This window comes from Marivirga arenosa (genome assembly GCF_030503875.2).
GTDB lineage: Bacteria > Bacteroidota > Bacteroidia > Cytophagales > Cyclobacteriaceae > Marivirga > Marivirga arenosa.
The window spans coordinates 3,541,394-3,561,763 of sequence record NZ_CP129968.2; the positions used below are offsets into that span (position 1 = coordinate 3,541,394).

Sequence of the window (20,370 nt, forward strand, 5' to 3'; positions counted from 1 at the left end):
ATCTGGTATGTGCTAAGTAATTGAAGCCAAATAAAAAAACCATGAAAATTAAATTACCCAAAATAGAAAAGCACATCCATACTAATGGCAGTAATTCTATAAAGCAATATTATAAAGAGTCAATTACAGCAAACTTCGAATTTGTTAAAAGCACACCTTTTATAATTTCCTCAAACGAAGAATCATATTTTATCACTAGTAGAATTGATGATGAAATTCCTAATAATTGTAAATACGCTTTACTAGCTTCAAAAAAACCAAAAAAAAAGGATTTCTTATCAAATTCATTAAAATTAAAAAGATGGCTAAAGCATCCTTTATTTAAAGACTTGTCACCTCAAGAAGTTGTTTCTTCATGGAAAAATAACTTTAGGTTTATAAAAGAAGATGTTGAGAACGGAATTAAAGGATTACGGCCTCCCCAAATTGGTGCTCTTTATTCCATATTAGCTCATATCCAAACACCAGAGGAAAAGGGCATTGTAGTTATGCCGACTGGAACAGGTAAAACAGAAACAATGATATCAACCTTAGTAGCTAATGAATGCAAAAAATTATTAGTTGCTGTCCCATCAGATTCATTACGTACTCAGTTATCAGCAAAATTTAGCACCCTTGGATTGATTAGGGATTTTGGGATGGTCAATGATTCTTGTCATAATCCTATAGTAGGGATAATCAATGAGAAATTTGAAAGTGAAGAATATCTTTTAGAGTTTATCACTAAATCAAATGTAGTCATTACAACAATGAGCATTCTTGCAGGTAGTTCCTATGAACATCAAATTGCTTTTTCTAACTCATTTAGTCATTTATTTGTTGATGAGGCTCATCATTCCGAGGCAAGTTCGTGGAAAGAATTTATCAATCATTTTAATAAAGAAAAGGTCTTTCTTTTTACTGCAACTCCGTTTAGAAATGACGGTAAGAATTTAGATGGTAAATTTATTTTTAATTTATCCCTTAAAGAAGCACAAAGACAAGGGTACTATAAACAAATCAACTTCTTACCTATAAGAGAATATGATAAAACTGAAGCAGATAAGAAAATAGCAGTAAAAGCAGTAAATAAATTAAAAGAAGATATTGCTAATGGGTATCCCCATATAATTATGGCAAGATGTGTTTCAAAGAACAGAGCTGTAGAGGTCTTTGAACACTATAGGATATATGAAGATTTAAATCCAATCTTAGTGTACACTGGTATTCCAAATCTGAAAAACAAATTAAAAGCAGTAAAGGAAAAAAAACATAGTATTGTTGTATGTGTAAATATGCTTGGAGAGGGATTTGATCTTCCTGAATTAAAAATTGCTGCTATTCATGATGAAAGGCAAAGTTTACCAATTACTCTTCAATTTGTAGGTAGGTTTACCAGGACATCTTTTAATTCTCTAGGAAATGCTAGCTTTATAACAAATATCGCATACCCTCCAATTCAAGAAGAACTCAATAATCTTTATGCCAAAAATGCTGATTGGAATCTTTTGCTTCCAAACATGAGTGAAGGTGCAACAGACAAAGAAATTGATTTCCAAGAATTTTTAGATGGTTTCAATAATCTAGAGGATTCTAAAATACCCTTTCAAAATATAAACCCTGCAATGAGTTCAGTTGTGTTTAAAAATAGTGGAAGAGAATGGTACCCTAATAATTGGAGGCAGGGTATTAGCAACATAGGAACATATCAACATCAATTTAGTAATCATAATCCTGATAAGAAAACATTGGTAATAATATTAGGAAAGGTAGAAAAGGTAGATTGGGGTGATTTTGATGTTGTGCAAGATATGGAGTGGAATATGATTGTTGTACATTGGGATTTGCGCCACGATAGGAATTTGATATTTGTTCATACATCATTAAAAATTTATCATCAGAAAAGTTAACTAAAGCAATTTTTGGTGAAGACGTTAATCAAATTGACGGCACTAACATGTTTAAGATTTTTCATAATGTTAAAAGACTCACATTGTATAATGTAGGCGCTAGACCAGGTGCAGGACGCGATATTAGTTTTCAGTCTTTCTTTGGGAAAGGTGTACAGGACGGCTTAAGTTTATTAGAGCAAGGCACACTTATCAAAAATAATATTTTTGGTGTAGGTTTTAAAAATGGAGAAAAAATATCGTTAGGATGCTCTATCAAAGGTAAAGTTTGGTCTTACTTAAGAGGGAATTTAAATGAGTTAACTCAATGGTGTGAGTCTATTGGAGATGCACTTGATGATCCTAATATAAATCCAAATACTGTTTTAGAAAACACGCTTGTCCCAGAAATAATAACCCAACGGCCAAATGTAGCTCCCATTGCAGTTGAATGGCATTATAAAATGTTTCAGTACTCAGAGAACAGATATATAATTAGCATTAATGGTAACGATTATGACCTTTCTAATTCAGAACTAAATATTGTTGATAGTCCTGCCGATTCGCCTTTAAGGTTTTGCTTCAAATGCAAAGACTATATTATAAATTATGAATTAGTATTAGGGTCTAAGTCTGTCAATAGCAAACCAGAGGCTTTCTTTGAAGTGAAAAAAAAATCTACGGAAGATCCTATAATAACTTATGGTAGCACTAGAGAAAGTCTCACTTACTTTTTACAAAAATACACTCCCACTTTTTGGTTTGCCAACGGTGCCCAATTATTTCAAAATAATCTTGTTACGCCTAAAGAAAGTGTTGATGGAATTTCATTAAAAAACATCATTCCAATGAATTGGAATGGGGTTTCTATAAGAAAAGAATCCCAAGGCATTGCTCCATACGAAACAGATTCAATTCAATATCATTTTATAAATGAAGTTCACAAAGATTTTGAAATCATCTATGATGATGATGGTTCTGGCGAAATTGCAGATGTTATCGGAATAAATAATGGAGACAAAACAATTGACATCCACTTATTTCATTTGAAATATGCTAAAAACGGTCGGACTAGTAACGATATCAGTAATTTTTATGAAGTCTGCGGTCAAGCACAAAAATCTTTGAATTGGAAGTATCGTGATGGTAAGGATTTCTTTAATCATCTATTAAGAAGAGTAACAAAATCAAAAAACGATGTCACTTGTAGCAGAATAATCAAAGGCAACGAGGAAGATTTGGAACTTTTATTAAATGCTGCCAAATGGACTAAAGAAATGAAATTTCATATTTACATTGTTCAACCTAGTCTAGTCAAAAATGAGGCCTCGAAAAGTATTTTGCTATTATTAGGCAATACTCAACATTATTTACAGACTGTCGGAAATGTTGAATTAAAAGTTTATTCAAGCTAAAAGTAATTATTTACATAGAATATTAAAAAAATAATAAGAAAGGGCTTTTATGATTAAAGCTGGAGATATGAAAAACTTCTTATTAAAAAAAGCCGAAAGGCCCCCTTCCATCGGCTTATTTCAACCAAAACCTACAAAGTCAGGATTGACTTATAAGAGCTTCAACGTAAATTAATTACTTTGGTATATACAAATATTTTGAAGAATAAATCTTAAAATTTCCTTCCTTAATCCCACCAATGCAGCTTTACTTCAACAAAAGCATTTCATCTTACAGTTATAAAATCCCCCACCATGCGCATTGCCTAATTTCCCTCCATCCCTTTCACAATCCAAAAAATTAGCCAAAGCCCATGGCTCCCTCAGCCAAAAGCCTTTAATTTCCCTAAAGGGTAAATCAAAGGCCCTCGGCTAACCTGCAGCACTTACCCGCACAAACCTTCCCTCAGAGGCTTTTGCTTTTTTTTGATAAAGCATTTAAAGCAGTAAAAAAGCAAAAGAAAGTGGTCTTTTTGGCTCCCAAGCCAAAAAGCTGTTGTTTGATATACCAGCCGCACGGCCAGGTACAATGGTGTGATGCCCTTGAGCTGCGGCAAAGGTTCTCGCCAGCATTGGCTTCAGGCTTTCAAATAAGTGTTAATTTATAAGGTATTGAAAGCCAAAAGCCAACCCCTTTGGGGCTGAGGTGCTGTCATGCCCTTTGCAGCTTAGCCCAAGTGCATCACGGCAACCTACTTTGTCTGTTGCTTTAAAATTCCGTTAACTCCATTCAAAAGCAACAGCCATCGGTTGCCAGTGTTAGGCTCGCCTGCGGGCGACCCCGGGCTGCGGCTTGTCATGGTTTTTGTAGCCCTACGTGACTAAAGCCCCTTATGATAAAGGCGCTTTGGCACTCCCGCAGCAAGAATAAGCCAGCCATCCTGCCCTCATATCCTTTACTTCCATGGCTGCCTTAACCTTGCTTTTACCTTCCCAACAAAAAACCACGCCAAGCCTTGTTCGCTCAGTTACTCTTCTCTCATGGCTAGCCCCCGTTCCCTGCGGTCACTCTCGGTCTACCACCCGGGGTCGCTCTCGCAGACGGCTCGACACACAGCGGATTGCAAACCATTCCGTAAACTCCATTATTTGCAACCGCTCTTCCTGCGTTCTTCCATTCCTCAGCTTCACGACATCAGTGCCTTGATTTACCTTAGTGCAAATACGATAGGTCAGCATTCCACATCCTTTCCCAAATTCCCCACCTCTCATTTAATGTGCATCTGTTAGCTGCAATGCGTTAACCCCAGGAATTTGATTTGATGACTTTTTGCTTCTTATTTAAATATTTAACTAATAAAATAAAGAAAAGAGGAAAGCAAAATAGGGCTGCTTTCGCTTTTAGGCCGCAAGCCCAAGCCTTTCAGGTTTTTTGAGAAATCTCCACCGCCAGCTGGCGGTTGTATTTCCCAAAAAAGGCTTGCCCCCTGAGCGAGCAGCCCAAAAAGAAACCGCTTTCTCTTTTCTTTTTTCCCTTTTTGTTTTCTCTTTTAATAATATTATATATGGAGGTGCAGAATATCAAGAGGAGGTTTTCCATAGCTGATTTCCTACAAGATTGCGTGCTTTTACAAAAAGCTTTAAGCCAATTACCCTGCAACTGGAAACTTAAAAAAATAACACAAACATAGGCAATTTACAGGCATGCGGATGAGAATGATGACAAGAGTACGCGTTGCCGGCTACAAAAAAAATCTCCAGCATCCTTCCCGACTTCCAAACCCTTCATGCTCGTATTTTTTGTTTTGCCGCTCTTGCATCTATCTCACCGTTCCTGTGTGGAGGCGCACTATGTTTAAATTAATTTTTAAAGTACGTATCGCCAGCAAGTGGCTGGTGGCGTACGTTCGCCTGCGCCCTGCTTTTCGCTTCACGCGCTTCTATGTTCAATCTGAAAGTTATTATTTCTCTCAGTTCTTATGGCTTGAGCTTAATTTCTCGCCCTTGCCTTTTTAATCTTTTTGCCCAGTAGGTTCTGCCTGCTGGGTTTTCCTTTTTTTTGTGGATTGTAAAATAGATAAAAAAAAAGCCATAGTCATGAACTACGGCTCTTTATTTTCCTGACTACCCATTTCATAGCCAGTGACACACAAAAACTGACCAGGGCTCCAATGGCAGCCAGAATACAGGTCTTTACCAAATCAGCGGATTGCAAATTCACTAATACAGTGAGCAATGTTCCTCCTGCTACTCCTGCCTTATCATGGACTTGCATGATCCTGACTTTTACTAAGCTTCTCTTTCGAATCTATTGATTCATTTTCTACCGTTACCTGACTGACTGCAGTCAATACACTAGCCCCTACAGTCAAATAACCTGCTAGGGTAATCACTCCAGCGGGTAAACTTATCGGTGCACTCAATATAGCACCTCCTATGGCGGCCAATATCAGTCCTGCAGTTCTTAGCTTCTTAAAGAATTTAGGGGTTGGCTGCTGAGCTCGTTTTATAATATTCATATTTGATTGTTTTTTAATGGTGAGATATACCAATTCATTTTCTTTTTGAACCTCCTCAAAGGATTCTAAAAGTTTATCCATTGCTTTTCGTGAATGAATACCTTTACCTATACCGCTAAGCTTCATCACAGGAGCTATACATCCCTGCAATTCCGTAAGCGCATCATTCGCAGGATGGATTAAAATCCAGCTTCGTCCTGGTAAATTTTTCAAGATCAGATGAAATCCTCTTTCATGAGTAATCCTTTTTTCCAAAAGGTATCTCCCCTCAGGAATGCAACTGATATTTACTTTATTCTCCCTCCAGGGAAGTTCGATGGTATGACAGACCAGTGATCCATCATACCAAAGAGCTCCATTAGTTCCGCTTGGTTTATAGGTTCGCTTTAATTCAAACTCCACTATAAATACTATTTAGCGTCATTTTCGATCTCAACCAATGCCAGTGAATTGAATGCACCATTTTTAAGCGGATACATTGTCCCATTCACTTCTTGAAGAAATTCAACTCCAAACAGCAAAAAGATCGGCTCTTGTCCTCCAGCAGGAAGAGTAGCTGTTAAAGTAATAGCAGCTTCAGTTTGAGGACCTATAACAATTTCGCTGCTTTCATCAGTATCCAGATTAAAAGTTTCCTCAGCAAAATCCACTTTACTTGCAGCGGCTACTAAACGCATATGAGTAGCACCTCCAGGAGCAGCAAAAGTATTCTGAGGAATAAAATCCGGAATGTTTACTGTTGCTTCACCCGTTGCTCTGTCTATAGCAGCCGTATAAGGCGCATACATGGTCGCATTCAGCTTTCCATTCTGATTGAACTCAAACCCTCTTAATAATTCAATGTCTCCATCAACAGCCGTTCTTTCTCCTCTAGCATTAGAGGTATCGCTTTTCACAACCTTCACCAATTCTCGAGTCATTCTGCTGGTCACCCGACTATCCGCAGCTTTCAAAAGCAACGGCCTTACAGAGGTTCTCAAAAGCCTCCCAGCTTTTCCAGCTCTCCCAAATTCAGATCCATTTTCTCTGGTCCTTTGGAAAGCAGGATCATTCTGAATTCTTGCTTTATCAACGCCTCCTTTTTCCCTGGCTAAATAGCCATCCTTAGTTTTGTAAAAAGACAGATCCCCGATCTTTCCCTTTAGCTTAATCACTCCTTTTTGTCTTGCCATTTCTAAAATTATATTTGATGAGCAAGCAAAGTATTCTCTCTATAGGCTGTTGTCAAAAATCCACTTCCGCCCCTGTTCATCATGACTTAAATGGCAAGTATTGTCGTTATAGCCTAAAGGAATTTGGCTATATTAGTGTATAGCATCCTTATGGATAAAGTATAGATAAAGTATGAAGTCATGTTATTGAAAAGAACCGTCATATATCCAAAGGACATTCAGCGCATCACAGGTAAAAGCGAACGCACCGGAAGAAGAATATTAGAAAAGATCCGAGAAAGAAAAGGAAAAGAAAAGCACCAGCTCATCACCGTTGCCGAGTTCGCAGACTACACTGGAATTGATGCCGAAACAGTCCAGGAATACCTCACCGATTAGCAGAGAAAAAGCCTATTCTAATCCCCAAATTACCCGCCTTTTATACATAATATTTGCCCTTTTTTGTGTATATTTAGTATATCAAAGAAAAGTTCTTTGGAAGTATGTAGCAGGAATACAGTCATTAGATAGCACCAATATTATATAATAAATCAGGTGTCCAATTAGTGTCCATAAAAATTAAACCACTAATATATAACTGACAATCAACACCTTATAAGATTTAACGGTAGCCCAGGTGGGCCCACTTTCAAAAATCATTTTGAACTACAAAAAGCCTTAAATCTTACGATTTAGGGCTTTTTTTATTTTTATGGTTCATTAAAAACCAATCTCTAATAAATAATAAATGGCCTGACCTTTATTTTTCAACAGTATATCAATACCTAGTTAGAATCCTATTCATAGCAACTCGTATTTAGTAACTAGATATAAATTGCTTAAAAATCATCGGTAAGAGTAGTATTTTTAGGAAGGATTGATTTTGTTGCTTGCTCTTAAACTACTATAAATGAAAGCAGCAACATTAGCAGAAATCAAAAAGGAATTAAAGCATAAATCAGAAGATGATCTACTATCTTATTGTTTGAGTTTATCTCGTTTTAAAAAAGAAAATAAAGAACTTCTCACTTATTTGCTTTTTGAAGCCTCAGATGAAGAAGCTTATATCCAATCTGTAAAAAATGAAATAGATTTACAATTCTCAGATATCAATACTCAGAATTATTATTGGATGAAAAAGACAATAAGGAAGATATTGAAGGGAACTAGAAAGTTTATCAGGTATTCAAAAAAGAAGACTACTGAAGTAGAATTGCTGCTATATTTTTGCTCTCAAATGGATTCATTATCTCCCTCAAATAAAGAAAATACAGTACTAAGCAATCTGTATGAACGCTTGATTATATCTATTCGAAAAACAATTTCAAAAATGGAAGAGGATTTGCAGTATGATTACAATCTACAAGTCGATGAGCTTGAAAACAAATCATAAATAACTCAAATCATTTATGTATGATTATCGTAATCAATCAGCGTAAAAGGTAAAAAAGACAAATGGAATATAAGAAAGTTGTCATTTCAGAATATGGAGCTCCAAACGTATTAAAAACAGTTAGTGAAAAAGAACTTCCCAAGCCTAAAAAAGGTGAAATCAGGATTAAAGTTTTAACTACAAGCGCTTGCTTTACAGACACACTTATACGAAGAGGTGTTTATCCTGCAGTCAGAAAAAAACCACCGTTTTCACCTGGATATGATTTAATAGGTGTGGTCGATGCTTTAGGTGAAGGAGTTGATAATTTAGCTGTTGGGCAAAAAGTTGGCGATTTAACTGTAATTGGTGCTTACACAGAATACATTTGTCTGGATGCTAACGCTGTAGTTCCAGTTCCAGCTCAATTAGATGATGCAGAAGCAGTTAGTATGATATTATCTTATCTTACAGCCTATCAAATGCTTCATAGATTTACCAAAGTGAAGAATGGGGATACGATTTTGATTCATGCCGTTTCAGGTGCTGTGGGTGCAGCATTAGTAAAGCTAGGTAAACTCATGAATCTAAAAATGTATGGTACTGCTTCTGAAAAAAAACATGAGTTTGTAAAAGACTTAGGAGCAATTCCTATTGACTACAAGAATAATGATTTTGAAGAGGTAATAAAAGCAAAAGAACCAGATGGTATTGATGCTGTTTTTGATCCAATTGGAGGAAATTATTTTCCAAAGTCATTAAATACTCTTAAAAAGAATGGAACTTTAATAGCTTATGGCTATCAGAATTCAGTGGATGGAAAAGGTGGTAATGTAGTATTCGATTTCTTTAAAGTACTTTTTTGGAATTTACTCCCAACAAAACCTTCCGCTAAGTTTTATGTAATCACTTCTGAAAGAAAAAAACATCCTAATTGGTTTAAAGATGATCTAAAAACACTTTTCAAATTATTAGAAAAGAAAAAGATCAAACCAAGTATTGGTAAAATAATGAACTTAGAAGATGCTGCAGAAGCACATGAGTTAGTAGAAAATTATAAAATAGAAGGGAAAATTATTTTACGAGTAAACAATCCATAAAAGACACTTTAAACTATGGTGTACCTAATCAAAATTAGTTCTAGTATCGTAGGAGAAAATAGCAAACCCTCAGTTCATAAACTGAGGGTTTTTAGTTTTTCATAGATATTAATTACTGTTTTTTAATAATCTTGAGCATACTTTGATTACCATTTTCTGATTTCAGGTAATATACTCCTTCATCTAAATCTGTTAAATCGATCTCCTGATTTTGTTCATTTCTTAACCAAATAGTTTTAACTATAGCACCATTACTTGAGACGATAGAGACTTCTTGTTTCTCTCCTTGATATCCATTTAGATAAAGAATGCCCGAAGTTGGGTTAGGGAATAAGTTCAGTTGATCTATAGCTAAGTCATTGGACAAAATAGTGATAATTTCAAAGTCTACTATACCCTTATCATTTATATAAACCATTACACTTAATTCAATTATTTGCCCATCAATAGGTAATTCAAAAGAAGTTGCTGACTCTTCAAGGCCTGGTATATCTAACAGTAATTCGAACTCACCATTAGTTAAGTTTTCCATTTTGAAATTCCCTTCTAGATCAGTCACGGCACCGTTTACTACCTCACCATTTGCATCATTTTTAAGGTATAAAATCACCTCACTAACGCCTTCTCCATCTTCTAATTTACCAGTAGACACCCTTGAGTTAGACTGATTGTCAGACCACACAACTTTACCATTAATTTGACGATTTCCATTTGAGGCACTCCTTTTAGCCTTCATTTTCATGTTTAAGCTTAAATTATTATTTAACCTTAGTGGGGAAGCAGCCTTATTAAATAAGGTATTAGCATAGTAAGTAGGGAAAATATCAGACGTAAGACTACCCACTGGAATTATCTGTAATATATAGTCAGCAGAACGCACGTCTTCAAAGCTTAAATCACCATTGGTAAATTCAGTTCTTTGATACAGTCCACCATTTAGGTAAAAAAGCTTTGCTATCCCCTCTTCTAAAGGAGAGTCATCTGGTCGCTTAACATTAACAGAAATATCATAGGTACCTAGCACAGCTACCGTTTTAATTACCTCAGCGCTGTTTATGGTATCATTTCCTACTTGATAGGCTTTAACACTAACCACTGATCCGCTGGTTATGATAAGTTTGTTATCAAAAATACTAGCTGATCCTCTTTCTACGCTGAAACGAACCGGCAGACCACTAGAAGATGAAGCTACCAAGGGATAAGGAGACTGATCCTGAGACAATGTATCTGGAAGATTGAAGGTAATGGTTTGATCTTCCTTAACTATCTCCGCTTTTGTCACAATAACTTCCCAATCTTGAGTTGTACTTTCATCTTGAGCAGTGACCGTATATTGCACAGCTTCGGTAAAGTCCCTACCTATGTTAGTCGCTGGAGAAATAGAAGCACCCTCTGAAATTTCAATTTCCGGAATTAAATCAGTGAGATCGGTCAAGCCTTCCACTTCAATTTCTACCGTATGATTTTCAGTATTAATAATAGCATCGGATGTAGAGGATTCTAACTCAAAGCTAAGGATATCGGTTGCTGTGTTAGGCTTGGTAAATATTTCAGCGGAAAGGCTAGCAGTACAAGCTGAGCTGGTATCGGTAAGCTGAATATTATAATTACCTTCCGATAAACTATCAATTATGATCTCCTGCGTATTTACATTGACAATACTAAAGAATTCTCCATTTAAAAGAATTTCATAAACACGATTTGGTCTGCTTATCTCAATCGTAATAGAACCATTGGCAACAGAACCGAAATCTTTATCTTCGCTATTCAATATGCTTGCGGTAAATGAGGCCTCATCAATAATTTCAATTGTTTCAATATTAGTCAGGCAACTCCTATTATTATTCATTGCTTGAACTGTATAAAAGCCAGGTGCTAAACTATCTAATATTGCGCCAGTTTCATCAAAATCAGTCTCGTTTTTTACTGCAGATCCTTTATACCAGAAGAAAGTGTAATCAGCTTCCGTATCTAAATCAACGATTGCTTCTATCCTACCATTATATGGATTACAAGTGGTAACAGGATCTGTTGTTACAGTTAAATTTGGAATAATGATGTTATTATTGATCGTTACAATTTCAGTAGCCGAACATCCGGTGTCATTATTGGTCACTTTTGCCGTATACTCTCCACCGCCAAGTCCGCTAACACTTGTTCCTGTTCCAACAATTGTAGCTGTTGTTCCGGCACCTGCGAACCATTCAATAGTATGATCAGCTACATTACCGATTATAGAAACGGTTACCGTACCATTTGGATTACTAATATCACATGAGTTATTTTCTGTGCTTGAAATAGCGTCTATTTCCGGAGCTTGAGTTTGATTCACATCAACTGTTACCAAGTCAGATTCACAACCACCTGTATTATCAGTTACTTTAACAGTGTAGCTTCCTTCAGGAAGATTATTTACAGTAGCCCCAGTATAATCAGGCGTAGGTTTTTCACTAGTCCCTATATACCATTCAAAAGTATATCCTGCAGTATTGCCTCCTACAGAGGCCGTTACTACTCCAGAATTCGTATCCGAACAAACAATATCTGTGGCACTCGCTGTTGCTACAGGAGGGTTAGTTTCATCAGGTACATTAATAGATTCAATAGTTTGGCAACCTGTTGCTATCTCAGTTACCAATACCGTATAGGCAGCTGAACTCAAACCTGTTGCAATATGACTGTTACTGATTTGAAGTCCACCCCCAACAGTATTTCCTTCATACCATTCGTATTCAAAATTCCCAACAGGCTCTCCGCCATTTACTGCTACTGATAATTCTCCATTCGGAATTTGACAGTTTGAATTTCCACTGTTTACTGTAATTGTAGCATTTAATGGTTCTATATAATCTTCTACTACCACTTGAATTGTATCAGAACTACAGCCTACTAATGTGTTGGTAGCAAACACAGTGTAAGTACCAGCTTCTAAACCTGAATAAGTGGAGCCTACAAAATCAGGAGTACCTAATACTGTAGTTCCATCAAACCAATAGAAATCATAGTCAGCGGTAACTTCAGTAGTTCCTTCTAACTTAAATACTCTGACAGAGCCATTTGGTGGCAAGCCACCTGAGCTACAAGTTATATTATCTATTACTTCAGTGGATAATTCAAAAGGTATTGGATTGATTTCTGCTGAAATAATATTATTGAAGAAATCACATTCTAAAAAATTAGTATTTGGTAGAGTTATAGGGCTAGGATTAGAAGAACCATCATCATTTAGAACAGCATATAACCTAAAATTAGCTCCTGTACCATTAACCGTAACATCCTGAGCTGAAACAGTTTCACCTACATCAATATTAACTGAGATCAATTCAGTATTTAATTTAGTAGCACCTGCAACTAAAGGATCACCATCATAAAAGGTAACTGGAATCTGTCCATTAACAGCCACATCACCTATGTTTTCAAAGTCAAAACTTAAGGTGAAATCCTGATCAGGACAGGTTGGTTCGGAAATTGCAAAAGTTGAACTAATAATACTTAGATCAGAGGAAGGATAAGTCGGACATCCATCAGAACTTAAAAAGGGTGACTGATTTAAAAAGTTATTTAATGGACGGCTCGGTCCAGCGGTACACACTCCATTAGAAAATACTGCCTGATGCTTCTGCTGATTTTGGGGAACGGTTAAATCATCATTGATATTGACATTAAAATACGCATTCTGATTCCAAACCCTTCTTGCAGGTACCCATGGTGCTCCAGCTGATTTATAGATTCTTACTTCAGCAGGATCACCCAATCCCAGTTCAACTCCTCTTGAACCAGGCCTGAAATCTTCACTAAAGCAAGTCACACAAATTTCGGCAGCTCCATCAGCATCTATATCTGCAACTATGGGGTTTTCAATTTGAGTTCTGGAACGACATGATAGTTGAGTGTCAATACTTCCATCATTTCCATTGATTATATAAAGATAATCTTCATCTCTGTAAATGATTTCGGTTAGTCCATCTCCATTTAAATCAAATAAAGTACTACTTGTTATACCAGAAGATTCTTCATTTATTACGATTGGATTTGGGTCACCAAATGAATCATTCCAATGAGACTCCCAGTTCTCGTCTAAGGCATAGAAATATCTTCCAGAGACAAATACTGCATTTAGTAGCCCATCTCCATCAATATCTCCAACATTAACTCTTCCCATCCCTCTTCTCCAGCCAAACTGGTAATCTCCAGTACCACGTGGATCGCTAAATAATTTAGTAGTATTATTAGCAACATCCCATAAGAATACAGTAGTGACATTCGTTGTGGGATCACCATTTGTGGCCCCAGTGACAATCACATCTAAATTACCATCTAAATTATAATCAACAACAGTTGTGCTTGAAGATGTACCAGAATTATAACTACCGCTTTTAACACGAAAAGATGCTGGCATAGTAGCTAGAAGCGTTAAATTACCCGAATCCTGACTTCTATCCCCCAAATTAACCGCATAGATTTTATTACCTAATACTAATTCTAAATCTTCATCTCCAATTATATCTACTGCAACTCCACCCCCAGGAATTTCATCCCAATTTACAGTTTGAGACTCCACGATTCTAGTTCCTGTAAGAGGGTCTCTAATTTCATCCTTATAATACATTTCGGGCACACCATCTCTATTAAAATCTGCATAATTCAATTGAACTGGATTTTGATTTAAACTATCTGAAACCCACAATAGATTCAATTGACAATCTAAAGAAGCTATTGTATACCTATTTAAAGAAACCTCACTAATTACAAATACTTCTCCACAATTATCATCTTCAAGATTAACCATTGAAGCTGAATAAAAACTTGGATTGTTAATTGTAGCTTGGTGCTTTACTGTGGCATCATCACCACTTAAAATATAAACTCTGTCTCGATATCTATTTGTAGATAATATTTCAGGAATTCCGTCCCGATCTAAATCTCCAACTGCAATACGGCTCAGACTTAAGGTCACATCATTATTTGATTTATATCCTTGCTGTATTGAAAATGGGGAGAACATATTGGGCTCGGCATTACAGGAAACATCGTTGCTCATATAAAAGCCATCACAAGCTGTATCTGACGCACAATCTCCATCGAAACAGTCAATAAAACCGTCTCCATCATTATCAATGCCATCATTACAGATTTCTTGAGCGATGCTAATTGTTAAAAAGGAAAAGAGGGAAATGATAAATAGAAATAATTTTTTCATTATAGGTTGAATTAACTAACTGGCTATTGAAATACCGAAATCAAAATAGCGTGCAACATACTAATTTTTTAGTATATTGGTATAGTTACAGTCAATTAATTTAATTAAATCCACGAATTGTTATATAATTATAAGAGGATTAATATCTATCTACCACCTATCTCAGCAAAGTAATGCTTCCTGCTTTAATTTTACCTCTCTCCGCACTTTTAACAACATAGTAATACACACCATCCGGTACTTGGGTTCCGCTGCGAGTTCCATCCCAATCATTGTTATAAGGAATCGCGTTATAGATTAGATTTCCTTGCTGGTCGTAAATTTCCACTTCAAAATCAGAGAAAAATTGTATATTCTGAATTCTCCAAAAATCAGCTACTCCATCTCCATTTGGCGAGAAAAATTTCATAGCCTCTAACTGATCTCCTAAATCCTCCCCTTGCTGTACTTCAATTATGACCTCTGCAAAACCAAAGCATCCGTTTTCATCAACTCCCTCTACTATGATAGAGGTGGTAGATAATGGAGTTATTTGAATCTCATCAGATGAACTTTCAATTAATGTGGAATCAGCATACCATTGAAATGAATCTAAACCATCCACCGCAAGTGTCACCGTATCGCCAATACTCACGGCTAAACTAGAAGCTTCAATTTCCACTTCAGGAATAGGATTTACCTCTATTTCTATCTCAGAAAATCCCTGACACCCATTAGCATCTACAACGGTTAAACCATAGGTACCATCTTCTGTAACAGTAATTGATGCAGTTTCTTCACCTGTATCCCATGAATAAGATTCAAACTCACCTTCAACAGACAAACTCACTTCATCACCTTCACAAACAGAAGTCTCCGATGCGGTTATTGAGAAATTTATTGAACCCAGTACTGTTATCTCCTGAGTGAAAGTTTGGCTGCAGGATGATAAACCTTCGTAAGATACTTCCAAGCTTACCTCAAAAACTCCTTCCGAATTATAAACATGAGTAGGGTCCTTTTCATTTGAAGTATTTCCATCTCCAAAAATCCATCGATACCGTGCTAGTGACTCATCTGCTACAGTTGATTCATCATTAAAAGCAACTGCTGTTCTTATGCAGGCATTTTCAGGTAGAGAAAAATTTACTTCAGGAGCTTCTAAAAAATCTACATTGAGTGTATCAGTATAAATTTTCGGACAAAAAGCATTGACTTGATCGGTAATTTCAACATAATATTCACCAGACTCGGAAGGATTATAGGTAACATTGGTTGCATCAGTAATTGGGCCATTAGAATCGAACCACTGATATGTGTAATTTGAGTTATTAGGTGAAACAGTCAACTCAGAAGATTCTCCTTGGCATAAAATCCCACCCTCGGATTGGGTAATAGAAAAATTGGGGCTTGCAACAGCTTCTACTATTATACTTTTGCTATCTATTATACATGAACCAGAATACACATCAAGAAAATATCTTCCCGCTTTAGTTGTATTAAAATTTCCTACTTCAACTGATATTCCTTCTGCAGTGAAATCTTCTGGGCCACGCCATTCGTATTTATTGGCTCCTACATCTGTAGAAGTTAAGGTAAGAGTCCCACCAGTGCAAACAGGATCATTAGCACTTAACTCTGCACTTGGCAAAGTTGAAGCATCAGTAATTGAAACCTCAATTTCTTCAGACACTTCATTACATGCTCCATTTTCAGTTGATAAACTTACAGTATAGGTTCCGGAAGAAGCAATATCAGAAAATTCAATAAAATTCTCAGGACCAGTCTTAACGGAAGCACCGTCCTTAAACCATTCATAGGTTAAGCCATCTATCTTTTGTGTTTCTAATCGAACCGTATTCCCCTCGCAAAAATTGATTGGACCTTCGGGTGTAATAATGGGCTTAATACACCTATTATTCCTTAATATTGAAATTTTAGAAGCTACAATATTATTGTTGTCATCATCTACGCTAGAGAAAACAATATCTGGTTTGCTATCTCCATCGATATCACCAACCTGAATGTTTCTATTGATAAAATCTACTGGGATAGAAACAGTATTAAAGCTTAAATTATTTCCACCTTCATTATTTAAAACATTGATTGCTTTGTCTTCTCCAATTGTGGAAGTAACAATATCAATATCACCATCACCGTCAATATCTCCAAAATCAAGGCCCCAAGGTCTTCTATCTGTGGAAATATTCTGTGCTGAACCAAAATCTGGTACACCGCCATTAGGTGTTTGATTTAAAAAAACAGCAACAGCCGAACTTAAAAACAAAGTAGCCACTACATCCGGTTTATTATCATTATTAAGATCTGCTACTTTAAGGTTTACGAATGTACCTGCCGAATTGAATTGCTTAAAATCAGTAAATGATATATTTCCTACACTCCCTTGATTGGTAGCAACATAAAATCCACCACCATCCGTTAGAAATTGATTTGTAATGATTTCAGGCTTACCATCATTATTCAAATCCTCAACTTCTAAACCTGCAGTACTTTGTGCGTTATCAACAGTTAAATAAATAGGATTATCAAATGATACACTTCCATTAGATGTATTTTTTAAAATGATAATCTGATTGTTTGTTTGGTCAGATATGGTTAAATCAATTCTACCATCCAAATCAAGATCTTTGGCAACAATTCTTTTGGTTGAAGCACCTTCTATCCTGATATTTTGTATAGAAAAATTAGGGTTACCTGGGGTACTATTGTTAATAAGAATTAATATTCGATCTCCATCATTCCCTTCAGAAAAAATGAGTTCTGGCTTCCCATCACCATTCAAATCTCCAGCGGTTACATTTAAGGATGAGGTTTGAATATTCAGGTTGTTTCTAGCTAAACTTAATGAGCCTGGCGTACTTAAATTCCTGGCTATAGTTACAAAATTAGCATTAGAATTAGCCCCAACTATATCATTCTTTCCATCTCCATCTATATCAGTAATAACAACATCGAACAACCCACTTGCAGCATCTATATTAGTTTGAGGTGTATCAAAATCTGAACTTTCAACACCTTGATCTCCCCCAAAACTTAAAAAGAAATCATCTGCTGAATAATATAAGCCAGTGGTAGAATTAAAAAGAAGGACATTATCATAAGTTGCACCTGAAGGTACTTCTGCTTCAACTAGTTGATCTGAAGAACTAATTACCACACCTTCTGAAGCTCCAAAAAAAACTCTATCAATTCCTGTTAAGCCTGATCCGGTAATTTCAATTTGATTACCTGAAAAAGTATTTTTAGGCTTAATGGATTCTACAAAAGTATCCTGAGCTATGGAGGAATATCCAAAAAGGGTAAAAATAAAAAAGATGATATATTTTTTTAATAATTTCATTCTAAATATTAAAGAATACAATTTCTTATTCTGGATCTACTACAATTACCTTCACATTTTTGAATTTAGTTACTTCCTCAGCAATTTTCTTGTCTTTATAAGCATCTCTACGTGAGTAAGTTTCATAAATATACACATAATAGATTCCATTTCCTTTGTTGAAGAAAATATCTGCCACTATATCATTTTCTTTTTTCAACTGTTTAACCAACTTATCAGCAGAATTAAAATCTTTATATTCTTTTACTACAACATAATATTTAGTTTGTTGAGCCTGCCCCTCATCCCCTCCGTATTGTACATTTTCGCTAGAAAATCTTGGAGCTCTCTCCTCAGTTCTGCTTAAACTTTTTAGCTTCGGCCTTTCTCTCAGTTCTTCCAGTTTACCCCCAATATTAAATTTCAATTGAATTTCATGCGAACCATTTACAATACCATTTACAATATTGGTAGAAGGCTCATAAGCATAGCTGAAAGCAAATTTTTGCATATTTAAACCCACCATGCCAGCAAACCCATAATTAAGCCGATATGATGCCCCAAGCCAGAAAAGTTCGTCAAAACTGAGTGTACTCATGAGTTCTATTCTTTGACCCACCACTTGAGAATATTGATATATCGCATAAAATTGTAAAGGCGCATAAACATCTTCTAGCTTAATTCTTTTTTTAAATCGACCCGTGCCCCTTGTCACTAATTTGTAATCAACAGGTTTCTTGAAATAGGCCATCACCAAAAATTCATCAAAGGGCGAAAAATCAAATCGCTCGAAATTTTGGATACTATTATATCTCGAATTGAACATGCGAGGAAGACTAGCTCCAAAATTAATTCCTGTCGCACTTTCAATCTTCAACCCAACATTGGCTAATGGCTGAAGGTTATTATTTAAAAAATTGGAGATTGAAGGATCACTTAAATCGGATACTTGAGTGAAATCCAGACTATTAGAAGTAACACCACCTGAAATACCAAAACGCAGTTTTGTATCTTTTGTCAAATTCACAATATAGGAATAGGTGGCTAATACATCATTTGTTGAAAGTAATCCGCGATTAAAATTTCTTAAAGTACCGCTCAAACCAAACTTTTTATATTGAAAAGGAGATTCGAAAGTTAAAGTTGTAACCATTGGAGCTCCTTCAACCCCTATCCATTGTTGTCTATGATTTATTGAAGCAGTTCTAAATGGAAACATAGCCGCTTCTGCAGGATTATATAAATAAGGCGTAGTATAAAAATGATTATAAACAGGTAATTCTTGAGCACATATTTGCCTGACAAATAAAAATAATAAAGAATATAGTATGAATGCTCTAATCATGAACAAGATAAGCCAACAGTTGCTTTAATTATCAAATTTTCTTCTAAATGTAGCGAACTTTAAAATCTAAAAATATTAATCGTGAAACATAAAAAAAAATAGTTTGCTAATAAAGATTAATCTTTTCAATTAATTAGCTTTGAACTTACTATGAAAATATCTTGTCTAAATTATTAATATGAACTAACGTAGACCGATGAGTTACTTTAAGCCTATAAAATCATTCTTTATTATAATCTTACTTATTCTAACAATAGATTCTGCTTATTCTCAAATCTACCTGGGATTAAAATCAGGCGCTAGAATGAATTGGTTAAAATATGAGGAATTTAATAGTGAAGACTACTCAAGGGCTCCATTCTACGGTTTTAGTGCAGGATTTAGCTCAGCCTTTAAAGTTCAGAAACGATTTTTACTTCAGTTTGATGTACTTTATGCACAAAATGGTAAAAACATTATGGGTATTGAAGATCCTGTATTAGAAAACAATGCACGCTATCATTACATAAACACTCCAATTGTTTACAAATTAGATTTTATTGAAGCGATAGGGAAAAGAACATTTAAATGGCATGTTGGAGTTGGCCCTAATGTTGATTTTTGGTTAGGCGGCAACGGAAAATTAAAATCAGTAGAATTATTGGAGGAAAATATTGATGAAATTGAGTATAAAGTGAAATTTGGTGATTTCCCAGCAGATCCAGAAGATGGAACACTTTATTTTAGGGATGCCAATAGAGTGCAATTAGGTTTAATAGTATCGACTGGTTTAATATTAGAACCAGCTCCAGGGCAGGTTTTCCAACTTGATTTTATGTATTTGTGGGGACATAGCAATATAGCAAAGGAAGAAGGCAGGTATTCAAATGTAATCGGATATCGAGATAACTTAGATGCCTCTTTTCAAAGTTTTCAGGTAACAATTTCATATCTCTATGACTTTATAAACAAAGGAAAAAAAGAGAAGAAAAATTATTATGAAAATAAATGACTTCTACAATTGTTTGTAATTTTATCGAAGTTTAACCCTGCTTTACCTTTTATTTATATCTATTCGTAGAATAAGAAAATTATTATTCTTAATTAATCGAATTTTTTCAAC

General features: G+C 35.5%; 12 protein-coding genes. 6 read left to right on the forward strand and 6 right to left on the reverse strand.

Annotated features, from left to right (window positions below):
* The first annotated feature begins 41 nt into the window (after window positions 1–41).
* Both QYS47_RS15235 and QYS47_RS15240 read left to right on the forward strand, forming a co-directional pair.
* Window positions 42–1,889, forward strand: a complete 1,848-nt coding sequence (locus tag QYS47_RS15235; protein WP_322347007.1) for a DEAD/DEAH box helicase — start codon at window positions 42–44, stop codon at window positions 1,887–1,889.
* Window positions 1,890–1,936: 47 nt separating this feature from the next.
* A complete protein-coding gene (locus QYS47_RS15240) occupies window positions 1,937–3,283 on the forward strand; it encodes a hypothetical protein (protein ID WP_322347008.1) in 1,347 nt (448 codons plus the stop codon).
* A 477-nt stretch (window positions 3,284–3,760) separates the two neighbouring features.
* Here the strand turns inward: QYS47_RS15240 and QYS47_RS15245 are convergent, their stop codons facing one another.
* The 3 genes from QYS47_RS15245 to QYS47_RS15255 all read right to left on the reverse strand — a co-directional run bounded on the left by QYS47_RS15245 (window position 3,761) and on the right by QYS47_RS15255 (window position 6,953).
* The gene (locus tag QYS47_RS15245) at window positions 3,761–3,895 is read right to left on the reverse strand and encodes a hypothetical protein (RefSeq protein ID WP_322347009.1); all 135 of its coding nucleotides are present in this window, start codon (window positions 3,893–3,895) and stop codon (window positions 3,761–3,763) included.
* A gap of 1,628 nt (window positions 3,896–5,523) precedes the next feature.
* The gene (locus tag QYS47_RS15250; protein WP_322347010.1) at window positions 5,524–6,183 is read right to left on the reverse strand and encodes a DUF5675 family protein; all 660 of its coding nucleotides are present in this window, start codon (window positions 6,181–6,183) and stop codon (window positions 5,524–5,526) included.
* Between the two features lie 8 nt (window positions 6,184–6,191).
* Window positions 6,192–6,953 (reverse strand): hypothetical protein, encoded by a 762-nt coding sequence (locus tag QYS47_RS15255; protein WP_308356887.1) that lies wholly within the window; start codon window positions 6,951–6,953, stop codon window positions 6,192–6,194.
* A gap of 180 nt (window positions 6,954–7,133) precedes the next feature.
* On the opposite strand from QYS47_RS15255, the gene QYS47_RS15260 reads away from it, so the two are divergent.
* The 3 genes from QYS47_RS15260 (at window position 7,134) to QYS47_RS15270 (ending at window position 9,404) form a co-directional block, all read left to right on the forward strand.
* Entirely contained in the window at window positions 7,134–7,331 is a 198-nt protein-coding gene (locus tag QYS47_RS15260) for a hypothetical protein (protein WP_302123281.1), read from the forward strand.
* A gap of 511 nt (window positions 7,332–7,842) precedes the next feature.
* On the forward strand, window positions 7,843–8,325 hold the full coding sequence (locus tag QYS47_RS15265) for a hypothetical protein (RefSeq protein WP_322347011.1): 483 nt from the start codon (window positions 7,843–7,845) through the stop codon (window positions 8,323–8,325).
* Between the two features lie 62 nt (window positions 8,326–8,387).
* Window positions 8,388–9,404 carry a medium chain dehydrogenase/reductase family protein gene (locus QYS47_RS15270; RefSeq protein WP_322347012.1) on the forward strand — a complete coding sequence of 339 codons (1,017 nt, stop codon included), beginning with the start codon at window positions 8,388–8,390 and terminating at the stop codon, window positions 9,402–9,404.
* 112 nt (window positions 9,405–9,516) lie between these two features.
* Here QYS47_RS15270 and QYS47_RS15275 read toward each other — a convergent pair whose 3' ends face one another.
* From QYS47_RS15275 to QYS47_RS15285, 3 genes are all read right to left on the reverse strand, one after another.
* The gene (locus tag QYS47_RS15275; RefSeq protein WP_322347013.1) at window positions 9,517–14,604 is read right to left on the reverse strand and encodes an FG-GAP-like repeat-containing protein; all 5,088 of its coding nucleotides are present in this window, start codon (window positions 14,602–14,604) and stop codon (window positions 9,517–9,519) included.
* A 157-nt stretch (window positions 14,605–14,761) separates the two neighbouring features.
* Entirely contained in the window at window positions 14,762–17,944 is a 3,183-nt protein-coding gene (locus tag QYS47_RS15280) for an FG-GAP-like repeat-containing protein (protein ID WP_322347014.1), read from the reverse strand.
* Window positions 17,945–17,969: 25 nt separating this feature from the next.
* Window positions 17,970–19,268: a PorP/SprF family type IX secretion system membrane protein gene (locus QYS47_RS15285; RefSeq protein WP_322347015.1), complete on the reverse strand. Its 1,299-nt coding sequence runs from the start codon at window positions 19,266–19,268 to the stop codon at window positions 17,970–17,972.
* A gap of 196 nt (window positions 19,269–19,464) precedes the next feature.
* Here QYS47_RS15285 and QYS47_RS15290 point away from each other — a divergent pair, with 196 nt between their 5' ends.
* Entirely contained in the window at window positions 19,465–20,259 is a 795-nt protein-coding gene (locus QYS47_RS15290) for an outer membrane beta-barrel protein (RefSeq protein WP_322347016.1), read from the forward strand.
* Window positions 20,260–20,370 lie beyond the last annotated feature (111 nt).